Annotated in this window: 12 protein-coding genes and 1 other RNA gene; 5 read left to right on the top strand and 8 right to left on the bottom strand. The window is 45.3% G+C overall.

The features are described from left to right. The first annotated feature begins 6 nt into the window (after positions 1-6). Together BCV39_RS02460 and BCV39_RS02455 are read left to right on the top strand one after the other, a co-directional pair. Positions 7-1,734: a transporter gene (locus BCV39_RS02460; protein ID WP_102432886.1), complete on the top strand. Its 1,728-nt coding sequence runs from the start codon at positions 7-9 to the stop codon at positions 1,732-1,734. 93 nt (positions 1,735-1,827) lie between these two features. After that, a complete protein-coding gene (locus tag BCV39_RS02455; RefSeq protein WP_017105442.1) occupies positions 1,828-2,079 on the top strand; it encodes a GlsB/YeaQ/YmgE family stress response membrane protein in 252 nt (83 codons plus the stop codon). An 88-nt stretch (positions 2,080-2,167) separates the two neighbouring features. Here BCV39_RS02455 and ffs read toward each other — a convergent pair. After that, positions 2,168-2,264: signal recognition particle sRNA small type (ffs, locus tag BCV39_RS02450), an RNA gene on the bottom strand. 196 nt (positions 2,265-2,460) lie between these two features. Further along, a complete protein-coding gene (locus tag BCV39_RS02445; RefSeq protein WP_048664232.1) occupies positions 2,461-3,204 on the bottom strand; it encodes a hypothetical protein in 744 nt (247 codons plus the stop codon). A gap of 213 nt (positions 3,205-3,417) precedes the next feature. Here BCV39_RS02445 and BCV39_RS02440 point away from each other — a divergent pair, with 213 nt between their 5' ends. Next, positions 3,418-3,720: an MGMT family protein gene (locus BCV39_RS02440; RefSeq protein ID WP_048664234.1), complete on the top strand. Its 303-nt coding sequence runs from the start codon at positions 3,418-3,420 to the stop codon at positions 3,718-3,720. A gap of 59 nt (positions 3,721-3,779) precedes the next feature. Here the strand turns inward: BCV39_RS02440 and BCV39_RS02435 are convergent, their stop codons facing one another. Continuing rightward, a complete protein-coding gene (locus BCV39_RS02435; RefSeq protein ID WP_048664235.1) occupies positions 3,780-4,220 on the bottom strand; it encodes a YbaY family lipoprotein in 441 nt (146 codons plus the stop codon). 168 nt (positions 4,221-4,388) lie between these two features. Here BCV39_RS02435 and tesB point away from each other — a divergent pair, with 168 nt between their 5' ends. After that, positions 4,389-5,249, top strand: a complete 861-nt coding sequence (tesB, locus tag BCV39_RS02430) for an acyl-CoA thioesterase II (protein ID WP_048664245.1) — start codon at positions 4,389-4,391, stop codon at positions 5,247-5,249. A 113-nt stretch (positions 5,250-5,362) separates the two neighbouring features. On the opposite strand, the gene BCV39_RS02425 is transcribed toward tesB, so the two are convergent. Beyond that, positions 5,363-6,028, bottom strand: coding sequence for a hypothetical protein (locus BCV39_RS02425; RefSeq protein ID WP_102432882.1), 666 nt, complete (start codon positions 6,026-6,028; stop codon positions 5,363-5,365). A 71-nt stretch (positions 6,029-6,099) separates the two neighbouring features. Continuing rightward, positions 6,100-6,555, bottom strand: a complete 456-nt coding sequence (locus tag BCV39_RS02420) for an Lrp/AsnC family transcriptional regulator (protein ID WP_029223439.1) — start codon at positions 6,553-6,555, stop codon at positions 6,100-6,102. A gap of 147 nt (positions 6,556-6,702) precedes the next feature. Between BCV39_RS02420 and BCV39_RS02415 the strand changes: the two genes are divergently transcribed. Next, complete coding sequence (locus BCV39_RS02415) at positions 6,703-7,770, top strand: PLP-dependent cysteine synthase family protein (RefSeq protein WP_057623769.1); 1,068 nt, start codon at positions 6,703-6,705, stop codon at positions 7,768-7,770. Positions 7,771-7,858: 88 nt separating this feature from the next. Here the strand turns inward: BCV39_RS02415 and BCV39_RS02410 are convergent, their stop codons facing one another. The 3 genes from BCV39_RS02410 to BCV39_RS02400 all read right to left on the bottom strand — a co-directional run bounded on the left by BCV39_RS02410 (position 7,859) and on the right by BCV39_RS02400 (position 12,493). Beyond that, the gene (locus tag BCV39_RS02410; protein ID WP_048658194.1) at positions 7,859-8,179 is read right to left on the bottom strand and encodes a DUF1244 domain-containing protein; all 321 of its coding nucleotides are present in this window, start codon (positions 8,177-8,179) and stop codon (positions 7,859-7,861) included. A 124-nt stretch (positions 8,180-8,303) separates the two neighbouring features. After that, positions 8,304-11,417, bottom strand: coding sequence for a vibriobactin export RND transporter permease subunit VexH (gene vexH / locus BCV39_RS02405; protein ID WP_102432883.1), 3,114 nt, complete (start codon positions 11,415-11,417; stop codon positions 8,304-8,306). Beyond that, entirely contained in the window at positions 11,417-12,493 is a 1,077-nt protein-coding gene (locus tag BCV39_RS02400; RefSeq protein WP_102432884.1) for an efflux RND transporter periplasmic adaptor subunit, read from the bottom strand. Before BCV39_RS02400 ends, vexH begins: the two co-directional genes overlap by 1 nt. Positions 12,494-13,072: the final 579 nt, after the last annotated feature.

Here is a 13,072-nt window from a genome sequence, read left to right as displayed (position 1 = left end):
GACATTATGTCCTTTCTATTTAGTTACTTGTCAGAGAATCCGTTTGTATTTCTCTTTCTATCACTCACCATTGGTTATCCACTTGGTCGACTCACTTTTAAAGGTGTGAGCTTAGGCACAACAGCTGGCACCCTAATCGTTGGCGTTGGTATAGCACTGACGTCCTTCTCAGTTTATGGACTAAAAATTGAAGAACCAGGATTGGTCTCCGACATTTTCTTAATGATGTTCATGTACGCCATTGGGATGAAAGTAGGACCGCAATTTTTCTCCGGCCTTGCTAGAGGAGGCATCGACTTCGTCGTCATTGGTTTAATTGTCGTGTTCAGCAATTTTGCGATTGTTGTCATCGGCGCCAAGCTCATGGGCCTTGAGCCCGGCTATGCCGCGGGCATCATTTCTGGCAGTTACACAGTGACGGCAGTAATGGGCGTAGCGCAGTCAGCAATCAGCTCTGGGGCATTTACGCCACCAGAAGGCATGAGCATTGATCAGGTCAGTGCCAATATCGCGGCGGGTTACGCGATAAGCTATGTCCTGTCGACCGTCCTCATCATCTTGTTCATTAAATACCTCCCTTCTCTCTTTGGAATTGACCCCGTCAAAGCAGGTAAAGAAGCAGAAGCAGAGTTCTCAACTGGCGATGACAACGAGAAGCTCCCAAGTACCTTTGGGTTCTCAGATGTTGGCATTCTACCCATTGATGTTCGCTCTTATAAGGTCACACACCAAGAGTTAGTCGGTCGTTCAGTGCAGGAGCTGTATCGAAACTTCCCTGATGCGGCCGTGCTTAAAGTGGTTCGAGGTGAGCAAGTCATTGATGCTTCTGATAATCCAATGCTTGAGTTAAATGATGTCATTGGCATTCGCGGAGAATATCGCGTCTTGATTGCGGAAGGTGAAGCTGATATCGGAAATGAAGTCGATGAACCACGAGCTAGAAATGTCGATATCGAAGTAGCGGACATTCACGTTGGGAAGTCCGAACATGCAGGAAAAACGATAGCGCAGTTACATTCCGAAGTCGGTTTTGGTGTTTACTTTAAAGCAGTCTTCAGACAAGGCCACCAGCAACCTCTATTACCACAAACCCAGATCGAAGTTGGCGATGTGGTTCGAATTGCCGGCTCTCAGTGGTGTGTAGAACAAACAGCCACTAAGTTGAACAGTGTACCCATCGTCGAGAGTACCGTCACAGAAACCTTCTATCTCGCCGTTTCTTTATTAATTGGTTATGTCTTCGGCCATTTAAGTGTCACAGTCGCAGGTATTCCATTTGCATTGGGAACCTCGGCAGGCTGTATGCTCACCGGGATCATTTTTTCCTTCCTACGCACGCGGAATCCAAGTTTTGGCGGCCCTATGAGCGAGGGAGCAAGAAGCTTTCTACAAGACATCGGCCTAAATCTGTTTGTTGCTGTATTGGCAGCGACGGTAGGCCCCAAAATACTGGCCTCTTTTCAAGGCATCGTTGTCATCAAGATAGCTTTGCTCGGGGTGACAGCTGCTTTAGTACCCCCCTTATTAGCTTGGTTGTACGGCTTATATTTCCGCAAAATGAATCCTGCAATTTTAGCTGGTGCTTGTGCCGGAGGCAGGAACAGTACGCCTGCAATGAAAGGCGCACAAGATGCCAGTCACAGTGACATGCCAGCGATCGGCTATCCTGTGCCCTACGCTTTAACATCGGTATTGGTTCTTATTCTGGGTTACATCGCAATGGTCATCAGTTAGTTAAATCGAGTTTTGATTCATGGTCTATGATTTAAACGTAACCATAGATGTGTGACGACATGCACCTAACACAATAATGAGTAAGGAGAAGTTATGGGGTTTATATCTTGGATTATTCTTGGGTTGATTGCAGGGGCGCTAGCTAAGTGGCTAATGCCGGGCAACGATGGTGGTGGATGGATCGCCACCATGGTTCTAGGTATTGCTGGTGCCTTTGTTGGTGGTTTTTTAGGGAGCTTCATCGGCCTCGGCAGTGCTGACGGCATTAACATCGGTAGTATTATAACCGCAACGCTTGGCGCATTCGTGTTGCTGTTTGTTTATAACCGTTTCCTCAAAAACTGATATTTTCGCACCTCTAGTCATAAACAAGATAAAATTAAGCTTCAGATAGCAAAAAGCCGCTCATGAAGAGCGGCTTTTTTAAAGGGTGGGAACCCAGCCACATCCCGGCACACAAGTCACTCGCTGCGGCTGCTCCCTTCCAGGCCTGACCGAGTTCACGAGCTATTGTTGCGGGAGGACCAGGCCCCCATAGATTCGTTTTCTAAGAGGCTTGCCTCAAAGAGTGATTGGATTATTAAGCATCACAGCAACCATTGCAAGCCCTTCCACCCTATTTTTGAACAATTACGGTCTAAGTGCTTATCCTTTATTCAAACCACTAGAAAATCGCAGGTAAATTCACCATTTACCTGCATTTGGAAAGTTTGGATTGCTGAAGTACTAGACATCGATGTCTTCATTATCTTCTGTACGAATGATGTAGTCAGTCATCCACGCGGTGCCTAATAGACACAACCACACCACAAAGACAGGGCTTGGAACTTCGATACTTGGAGTAATTACCAGAGCCGCAAAACCGACCGTTGGCAGTGTCCAACATAATAGTTTATTCCAGCGGAACGTTTTCAAGCGCGTCAGCGTTTCCATTGATGCCATGATGCCCGTTATACACAAGGCCACCAAAGCAGCATAAGGTAAATCGGCTATCCATAATGGAAGTATTAAGCCTAATGACCACCAGCTGTGTCGGCTGGCTGGCTTAAGGTGATTTGCCGCCCACCAAATTACGATGATAGATAAGGTTTGAAGTGTGGTAACCCACGGGACGCCTTCAAGCTTGCCTGCTGATTGCGTGACCATGATTCCAACCTGCAACGTAGTCACGATCAAGCCAGAAATAATCACGACCGACAAACTACTGCGTCTTGAGAAGACCACCATCAATAGCGGGAATAGTACCCACGCACTGACAGACAGCGTGATGGGCTGCAAAGGAAGGGTTAGACCATAAGTAGTCATGGAAACAAGCAAAGCTAATCCAGCTATGCCCCCCTGCGGTAAAATCCATAAGGCAGGAATTACCATTGCAAGCACCGGGATATCTCCCTCACTTAAACTGATTGCTCTCGCGCAAACAACCGCTAATAATGTGGTGATCAAGAACTGAAACGTTGAAAATACCATAGCCCTCTCCTTCTACCGATCCGTGGTACCATACCAATCGTAGTAATTAACTGGTCACCCTAGCTTGTTAAAAAACTCGATAACCTCGTTAGATTTTTTGATTGGAGAATAATACTTATCAAAAAAATCTGCCTTGCTCTCAAGCTTTTTCCCTGCGCTATTTTTGAACACTTACTTACTGTGATTGGTATTTATGAACTAGGAACATTTAGTATGGACCAATTTTTGAGCCAAATCTTTGCTGTGATTCACCAAATTCCATATGGAAAAGTAACAACTTATGGAGACATAGCACGTTTTTCAGGATTTCCGGGCTATGCGCGCCATGTTGGTAAAGCGCTGGGTAACCTACCAGAAGGTAGCAAACTGCCTTGGTATCGAGTGATAAACAGCAAGGGAGAGATCTCTTTAAAGGGCGATTCATTCGACCGACAAAAGCGGCATTTGGTTAAAGAAGGGGTTGAAGTGAGTGATGCCGGAAAGATCAAACTAAGAATATATAAATGGCAGCCCTAGAGCTGCCATTTATCGAAAGACGTTAATTAAGATGCCTTAACAGTGGCATCTATTTCTAATTAACGAACACCAACCAAGCGTAGGTCTGCTTGTTGCGTGTTTTCTACGTCTGTAATCACTGACTTAATCGTGTCAGTTGTGAAACGCAGTTTGCCATCGACATGAATCGACGCACGCATGTTGTAGCGGTGGTTAGCTTTAATCTTGTTGTTGTCGTAGCTCAGTTCGAATGCGAACGGTACTTGCTTACCATCAGTAGTGAACTCTTGAGTTGCGATAACCGTTGATGGTGCGTCAGCCAGTGAGATATCTTCTAGCGTAACGGTAACTACTGCATTCTCTGGCAATGCAATTCTTTCACGGTAGCTAACTGTTCCTGAAATCACTTGAGTGTTCTCTGCAACCACTTCTTGAGAAGCATTCGTTTCTGATGTTGCTTGGCAACCAACAAGTAGGCCAAACGATACTAAAGACGTAATAAGAATTAGAGCCTTTTTCATATTCAATTTCTCTCAACATGTTTGCCGGACTCGGCAAATCTACTCAGCAATTATAAGAGAGCTTTCATATTCTGTCTCGAAACCCTATGATTTATTGACAGATATCTGACTAAGCTAAATGATTAACACCATAATCTGACACCTATTTTACCAAGAGGCATGCTGGCGATGAGTCAACCTTTAAAAGAATTACTCAATTTACTTCAGTTAGAGAAACTAGAAGAAGGTCTGTTCCGCGGGCAAAGTGAGAACTTAGGCCTACCACAGGTATATGGCGGTCAAGTATTGGGACAAGCGCTTTCTGCTGCTCGTTATACCGTTCAAGACGACCGTAGTGTTCACTCTTTCCACAGTTATTTTCTATTTCCCGGTGATCCTGAAAAGCCAATCATTTACGATGTTGAGAACCTAAGAGATGGACGCAGCTTTAGCACGCGCCGTGTGAAAGCGATTCAAAATGGCCGCCCTATTTTCTATCTCACCGCTTCTTATCATGGCGATGCGCCAGGTTTTGAGCACCAGATTGCAATGCCTGATATTCCTGGACCAGAGAATTTTGCTTCAGAAACTGAATTAGCGAGCCACATTGCAGAATTCTTACCAGAGAAACTGCGCAAAACCTTTTGTGGCGAAAAGCCGATTGAGATGCGCCCGGTGACGGTTGTGAATCCACTCAACCCAAAGAAGACGGAAGCGAAACAGTACCTTTGGGTAAGAGCAAATGGCGCGATGCCAGACAACCAATTAATTCATCAATACCTACTTGCTTACGCATCGGATTGGGGGTTCTTAGTTACGGCGCTTCATCCTCATGAAGTCTCTATCATGACACCAAATTTCCAAGTGGCGACGATTGACCACTCAATCTGGTTCCACCGCCCGTTCAAGATGGACGAATGGTTACTTTATGCGATTGAAAGCCCAACGGCGGCGAACACTCGTGGCTTAGTGCGCGGCGAGATCTTTAACCAAAAAGGTGAGCTCGTAGCGACGGCAGTACAAGAAGGTGTGATGCGTTTTACTAAGTAACGGATAAACGCTTCTTACAAGCCCAAAATACGCACAAAAAATAGAGGCTAGGTTTAGTACCTAGCCTCTATTTTTAATATTAACGAAAAGTCGTTACTTCGAATCCATAAACTCTACTCAGCTTCTGGCGTAGGCTCGAATTCACCTTGCACTCGTGTTTTGATGCCATCGCCAGCGTCTCTAAGTAAATTAAATGGCGATAACACTACGCCTTTCACCGCGCCCTCTGCGGCTCCCTGAGCGAGCTCTTTACTCTTATCAGCTAACAAATTAGCTTGTGCCAAAATACCAGGGACTTCCGCTCGTAGCATTTCAGACTCAGTGACGATGACAGGAATAGTCTGTTCGCGGTAAGACTTACTTTCAGCGAGCATTGGTGGCATTACGTCTACGCGGTATCTCTTTAATTCTGTTAACGTTGGGGGGATCACATCGGTTCTCACCTGCTCAACTTCAACTCGAACGTTTTTTACTTCATCTAGGATAGCTGGGATTTTACTGTCGACCGATGCTACCGTTTTGTTCACCTTCTCAACCGTCTTTCTAACATCTTCGACGGTATTTAGCATCTGTGGCGCCAACTCGTCGACGTGCTCCGCCAGTATCAGAAACTCTTCGACTTTTAGCTCTTTAGTAAGCACTGAAAGATCCTCTATAACCTGAGGATAGGTATCGACAATTTCACCGACTTTATTGGTGAATGAATAGATAGTGTAGCCAAGGTAAAAAATAGCGATAGCTAACACCAGCTGAATAGCAGTCGAAACTTTTGCAAACATGAATAATCCTTTTCTTTATCGCTGAGGCAATATCTAAACTGAGAAATAGTTAGCGTAACGCTAGATTTAGCTTAAAGCGGCAATGCTGTCGTGTACTTCAATGGTTCCATCGCAAATGTCGAGGTCACATTAGATATACCATCAATACTATTCACCAAGCGCTTGTAGAAATCATCAAAGCACTTCATGTCTTTAACCTGAACCTTCATCATATAATCATACTCGCCAGCCATTCGATAGAACTCCATCACTTCTGGAAAGTCCGACACAGTATTCACAAAGCGGCCATACCACTCATGAGAATGGTTGCTTGTTTTCACCAATACGAACGCGGTAAAAGCAAGATCAAGCTTCTCAGGGTTCAGCAACGCCACTCTTTTTTCAATAATACCGTTCTCTTCAAGACGCTTCAGTCTTTTCCAACAGGGCGTGGTTGTTAGGTTGACTGCCTCTGAAATATCGTTCAATGACAGCGTGCTGTCTTCTTGCAGCAAACTTAATATCTTTTTATCTACGGCATCTATCACACTTTCACCAAATCGTATTTAAATAGAATAATTTTCTACATTTTAGTCAAAACAAAGCAAATATGGCAAAGTTTTTCTCTCGAATTCTAGTTAAATTATAACCATACCAATTACAAGAAATTCCTACACAAGATCAGGAGAACGCTTATGTGCACTGACCATCAATGGATTAACAACGCGATTCGTAAAATTGAAGCGGACTACCAACGCTCAGCGGATACGCACCTTATCAAGTTAGACCTTCCAAGTATCGAAGGCATTGATATCTACCTTAAAGATGAAAGCACACACCCAACAGGCTCTTTGAAGCACCGTTTGGCGCGTTCTCTGTTCTTATACGCGATTTGTAACGGTTGGGTTGGCCCAGAAACAACGATCATTGAATCTTCATCTGGCAGCACGGCTGTGTCTGAGGCGTACTTTGCTCGCCTGCTTGGCCTGCCGTTTATTGCGGTAATGCCTAAGTGCACAGCGAAGAAGAAAATTGAGCAGATTGAATTCTACGGCGGCCAAGCGCATCTTGTTGACCGCTCAGATGAAATTTACGATGAGTCTCGTCGTTTAGCAGAAGAGCTGAATGGTCACTACATGGACCAATTTACTTACGCTGAGCGCGCAACCGACTGGCGTGGTAACAACAACATCGCTAACTCGATTTTCAATCAAATGCAGATGGAAGATCACCCAGTTCCAGCTTGGGTAGTAATGAGCCCAGGTACTGGCGGTACTTCTGCAACTATCGGCCGCTTCATTCGCTACCAACAGCATGAAACTAAGCTTTGTGTTGTCGACCCTGAGAACTCTGTATTCCACGAATACTTCCAAACCGGTAATGCGAACGTGAAAGGCAGTACGTTCAGCAAGATTGAAGGCATTGGTCGCCCACGAGCAGAGCCAAGCTTCATTCCTGGTGTGGTTGACGAAATGCGTAAAATCCCAGACGCAGCAAGTATCGCAACGACACATTGGTTATCTGACATTCTTGGCCGCAAGGTTGGCGCATCAACCGGTACTAACATGTACGGTGTGCTTCAGCTAGCCAGTGAAATGAAAGCGCGTGGCGAGAAAGGGTCTATCGTGACTTTACTATGTGATAGTGGTGAACGTTACCTAGACACTTACTTCAATGACGAGTGGGTAAATCTGAATATCGGTGACCTACAGCCTTACGCAGCGAAGTTGGAAGCTTTCTCGCAAACAGGTGAGTTGGCTTAACCACAGGGTAAGCACCGACACCAAAATTGAAAAGAGCCCTTGATGGGCTCTTTTTTTGTTCTGTTAATCAATCACTAACGACAACAAATTACTCTGGCTTCTGCTTCGCTTCAAATGCCGCTAGTTGTTCAGGCGTCGCTTTTGGTTGATGGTTTTGTTTCCACTCATCGTAAGTCATGCCATATATGCGCTCACGAGCGTCATCGATATCCAAGTCTAGGCCTTGTTGCTCAGCTTCTGCTTTGTACCACTTGCTGAAACAGTTACGGCAGAAACCCGCCAAGATCATCAAGTCGATGTTCTGCACATCTTTGTTATCATCCAAGTGTGCTAGCAGGCGACGAAAGGTTGCTGCATCAAGCTTGTCTTGTTCTTCTTGAGAAAGATCTTTGTATTTAAATTCAGCCACTTTACTTTCCTTTATTCGATTTATTGTATTAGTTCGTTGAGCTCTGTTTGTTATACAAAAAAAGCCTGCAATTCGCTAGGAGCAAACGCAGGCTTTTCAATATTGTTACACTATTTCGTGTTCATTAACCGTGACTGGTTCTTCCCACGTTGTCATGGCTAAGCTCTTTATTGAGCACCGCTTCGACGTGACCCGGAGAGCGTGTTGAGCCAGAAATCAGTCGGTACATCGCAGGGATTACGAACAGAGTGACCAGTGTCGCAAAGCCCATACCGAAGAAGATAACCGTACCCACAGCGACTCGGCTTTCATAGCCTGCGCCCGTTGAAGTAATCAATGGAATAGCACCTGCTAGTGTGGTAAACGCCGTCATCATGATTGGACGTAAGCGTCGAGCCGAAGCATCAATGATCGCCTTTTCAAACTCAATACCACGGTCACGAAGTTGGTTAGCAAACTCAACGATCAAGATACCGTTTTTGGTTACCATACCGATCAACATGATCATACCAATCTGGCTGTAGACATTGAGGCCTTGACTCATCAGCACCAAACCTAAGAAGCCACCAAAGATGCCCATAGGTACGGTGAACATCACCACCAGCGGGTTAATGAAGCTCTCAAACTGCGCTGCAAGTACCAAGTACGCAACTAACATCGCTAACGCAAACACCACTAAGATGCTTGATTGGTTCTCTTTGAAGTCTTTAGACTCACCTGAGTAGCTCACAGAGATGTCACCCGGTAGCTGTTCAATCGCTTGCTCATCAAGGAAATCCAGAGCATCACCCAGTGTGTAACCTTCCATTAGGTTAGCTTTGATGGTCACCGACTTTTGCTTGTTGTAGTGCGACAAACGAATCGATGATGCCACTTCTTCAATGTGTGTCAGTGTATCAAGCGTTACTAGCTCGCCTGACTGAGTTCGCATGTAGATTTGGCTTAAATCGTTGGCGTTGTTGAAGCTGTTCTCATCACCACGCAGGTAAACATCGTACTCTTCACCACGGTCAACGAAGGTGGTTTCACTGCGTCCGCCAAGCATGATTTCTAAGGTATCTGAGATGTCTGAAACGCTAACGCCTAGCTCTGCTGCACGCTGTTTGTCTACAGTTACCAATAGTTCTGGTGTTTTCTCAGAGTAATCGATGTCCGCACCTTCCATCATTGGAGAGTCTTCAGCGGCTTGCTTTAAGAGCTCTGCCCACTTTTGAAGTTCAGTGTAATCAGAACCGCCAAGTACGAACTGTACTGGCTCACTTGAACCACCTTTAAAGCCCGGCATGAAAGGGAATACGCGCACATCTGGAATACCAGCTAGTGACTTACGAACTTCATTAAGTGCTTCTTGCGCGGTCACGTCACGCTCGTCCCAATCTTCGAGGATCATGATAACGAAGCCCGTTTGGTCGCCGGCATTGCCACCAAATGCTGGTGATTGAATGCTGAATGACTTCAAGAAACCTTGACCAAGCAATGGCATTAGACGCTCTTCAACGATGTCCATGTTGGCAGACATACGGTTGTAACTGGTTGCATCGGCACCACGAACAAACGCAAAGATAACACCACGGTCTTCTTGCGGCGTCAGTTGCGACGGCACTTGTTGCATCAAGCCATAACTACCGCCCATACACGCGATAATGATAATTGGAGCTGCCCAACGCCAATTTAGAGCACGGCGCAATACCGAGCGATATCCAGACTCAAGCTTGCCAAATACGCGCTCGACAAACAGATTAAAACGGTTTGGTTTAACGTTCGCTTTTAGGATTTTACTGCCTAATACTGGCGTTAACGTTAATGCAACTAGCGACGAGAAGATCACCGACATAGCGAGCAATACAGAGAACTCGGTAAACAACAGTCCAACCATGCCATCCATGAAAGAGATTGGTAGGAATACCATCACCAATACAAGCGTCGTTGCGATTACCGCGAAGCCTACTTCACGAGTACCTTTATAGGCAGCAAGCAGTGGTGACTCACCACGTTCAATGTGGTGGAAAATGTTTTCAACCACCACGATCGCATCATCTACTACCAAACCAATCGACAGGATAAGTGCCATCAGAGTAATCAGGTTAATAGAGAAACCGAAGTAGTAAGCCGCAATAAACGACGAGATCAGAGATACAGGTACGGTCACCGCTGGAATAAGTGTTGCACGTGCTTGACCAATAAAGATGTAAAGCACAAGGATAACCAAGCCGCCCGTGATAAAGAGCGTGCTGTAAACCTCTGAGATAGAACGATCGATGAAGACTGTTGAGTCATAGTCGACAGCTAAACGAGTGCCATCTGGCAAGAACTTTTGAATTGCTTCGACTTCTTTATGTACTAGGTCAGCTACTTCAAGCGGGTTTGCATCTGATTGAGGCACAATACCCATACTGACGTTAACAACACCGTCACTCTTAAAGGTCGAGTTTTCGTTCTCTGCGCCAATGTAAACATCAGCGACATCTTTAAGGTAAATAGGCGTGTTGTCAGAAGCGCGTTTAACGACTAGGTATTCAAAATCTTCCGCTTCAGTGTAAGAACGAGCGGTACGAACCGACATCACAATCGCATCGTTACGTACTTCACCACCTGGGCTTTCGATATTCTCATTGTTTAACGCAGAAGTGATGTCAGATGTGGTAACCCCACGCCCTGCCATTTGCGCAGGTTTCAGCTTGACGTACATTACTTTGTACAAGCCACCTGAGATATCCACCGAGCTCACACCAGAGATCAAACTAAAGCGGTCGATCAACACACGTTCGGTGTAATCGGTTAGCTGCGTTCGATCCATCTCTGTCGAACTTAAGTTGATGTAGACCGAGGCTTCACCACTACCATTGTTCTTATAAACAATAGGGTCGTCGGCTTCATCTGGCAATGAACGCTGTGCACGAGCTACCGCATCACGAACATCACTCACACCAGTATTGAGATCGTAACCAAGCTCAAAAGTAATCGTGATACGCGACATACCGTTACGGGTAGTGGACTCGATCTCGTCGATACCACTGATGCCGGATAACTGATCTTCGAGGTTGGAGGTTATTTGGCTCTCAATGATGGTAGCCGAAGCACCCTCATAACGAGTACTGATCGAGACCACCGGACTTTCAATATCTGGCATCTCACGAACAGCAAGCTTATTGAACGAAACAATACCAAACACCACCAACAGCAAGCTCAATACGACAGCCGCTACTGGTCTCTTTACAGAAACATCAGATAACAACATTAGTTAGCGCCTTCTTGTGTTGCTTTCTCGTTTGCTGACTCAGCAGGGCGGTTCACGGTCAGTTCTTGAACTTGAACACCATCACGCATATTCACTATGCCCTGCACCACAATTTTCTGACCAATGTCGATGCCCTTTTCAATCACAACTTCGTTGTCGATACGAGCACCAAGGAACACTTCGGTTCGTGTCGCCTTGTTATCTTCGCCAATGACATAAACAAAACGTTTAGTACCTGAGTATTCAAGTGCTTGAACTGGAATAATGGGTGCTTCCACCGGTGGAAAGTCCATATCAGCTGCCACTAACATGCCCGGCTTTAAGTAATCATTATTGTTGTCGAAGTGAATTCGAACTCGAAGGTTCAAGGTTTCAGCGTTAATACGAGAATCAATGCCCACTACAGTGCCAGTGAACTGAGTGTCGCCCCATGCGCTAGTACGAGCCGTTACTTTCATACCTTTAGAGAGTTTAGAAAGGTAGCGCTCCGGGATCTGCAGATCTAATTGCATTACCGATAGGTCATCTAGAGTTACGAGTTCAGTACCGGCTGTCACCATTTTACCGCGGCTAAAGTCGATAAAGCCGACCGTGCCAGAAAAAGGCGCGCTAATGTGTAAGTCTTTAAGATTAGCATTCGCAGCAGCTAGGCGAGCATTGGCGATCTCTACATTAGTTTTCTGAGCGTCAATTTCAGTTTGCGTGATCGCGTTGCGTTTCACTAGTCGTTGGAATTCCGCTAGCTTACGTTTCTCGTCTTTTAAATACGCTTGCGCCTCTGCAACCGCCGCTTTCGCTTTATCATCGTCGAGCTGGACCAACATCTGCCCTTTGGTGACATCTTGATTGGCCTTGATGTTGATAGAGTCCACTCTGCCAGCCACTTCAGAAGTAATCATGACAGATTGCTCGGCTTCTAACTTGCCGACCAAAGAAAGAGATTGGCTAACTTGGTGGATATCAACTTGCTCAGTAACAACAGTGACAGTGCTAGGGCCCATACGCTTAGCAAGTGCGGCTGGAGACGCCATAAGAATAGACAAGCTAAGCAGGGTTAAAACAGATTTATGCTTCATAATAATGGTCTGCAAGTAAGGTTATACCAATCACAGTGAGCAAGTGGTCAGAAATAGCGTAGGAAAAAGGCTTGAGAACAAGACAGCTCTTTTCAACAGATAGTTTCGATAAGTAGTTATTCTACAATCAAAATTGTTGACGCTGTTCTCGAGCATTTTAACAAGCTAGGATGACACCTTTATTTACTACGATTGGTATTATTATCTATAAATGAAATTAACCGTATTCTATCAACTGATGAATGCTGTAACGTCAAGAAGTGTAAATCTAGATTAAATTCCATTTACGTTTCATCACGTTCTAGACACAATGAATAGAATACAGAAAGCCAATTACCTCAAGGTGTTATCTATCAGTACGTAAACCTTAGTACAGATGTTCACTTCACGAGCAATATGCGTACTTTTCGCCATCTTTGCCCAAAAAGGCAGCATTTAACACAAAACCATAAGAAAAACCCTTTACAGGTTTAGCGTGTTTGCTATGATGCGCTCCGCACTTGAGAGATGCGTTGGGAAAAACATCTCTTTAGCCTATCCATTATGAGTTAGGAAAAATCACCCTGGAGGGGTTCCCGA

This window comes from Vibrio sp. 10N.286.55.E10 (assembly GCF_002872555.1).
Lineage (GTDB): Bacteria > Pseudomonadota > Gammaproteobacteria > Enterobacterales > Vibrionaceae > Vibrio > Vibrio crassostreae.
Note: the sequence above shows the minus strand (reverse complement) of the source record. Positions and strands in the feature narration are given on the sequence as shown.

Bases quoted from the DNA above. Each gene is read 5' to 3' on its own strand.
- BCV39_RS02460 (WP_102432886.1), top strand. From the start codon at position 7: ATGTCCTTTCTATTTAGTTACTTGTCAGAGAATCCGTTTGTATTTCTC.
- BCV39_RS02455 (WP_017105442.1), top strand. From the start codon at position 1,828: ATGGGGTTTATATCTTGGATTATTCTTGGGTTGATTGCAGGGGCGCTA.
- BCV39_RS02445 (WP_048664232.1), bottom strand. From the start codon at position 3,204: ATGGTATTTTCAACGTTTCAGTTCTTGATCACCACATTATTAGCGGTT.
- BCV39_RS02440 (WP_048664234.1), top strand. From the start codon at position 3,418: ATGGACCAATTTTTGAGCCAAATCTTTGCTGTGATTCACCAAATTCCA.
- BCV39_RS02435 (WP_048664235.1), bottom strand. From the start codon at position 4,220: ATGAAAAAGGCTCTAATTCTTATTACGTCTTTAGTATCGTTTGGCCTA.
- tesB (WP_048664245.1), top strand. From the start codon at position 4,389: ATGAGTCAACCTTTAAAAGAATTACTCAATTTACTTCAGTTAGAGAAA.
- BCV39_RS02425 (WP_102432882.1), bottom strand. From the start codon at position 6,028: ATGTTTGCAAAAGTTTCGACTGCTATTCAGCTGGTGTTAGCTATCGCT.
- BCV39_RS02415 (WP_057623769.1), top strand. From the start codon at position 6,703: ATGTGCACTGACCATCAATGGATTAACAACGCGATTCGTAAAATTGAA.
- vexH (WP_102432883.1), bottom strand. From the start codon at position 11,417: ATGTTGTTATCTGATGTTTCTGTAAAGAGACCAGTAGCGGCTGTCGTA.
- BCV39_RS02400 (WP_102432884.1), bottom strand. From the start codon at position 12,493: ATGAAGCATAAATCTGTTTTAACCCTGCTTAGCTTGTCTATTCTTATG.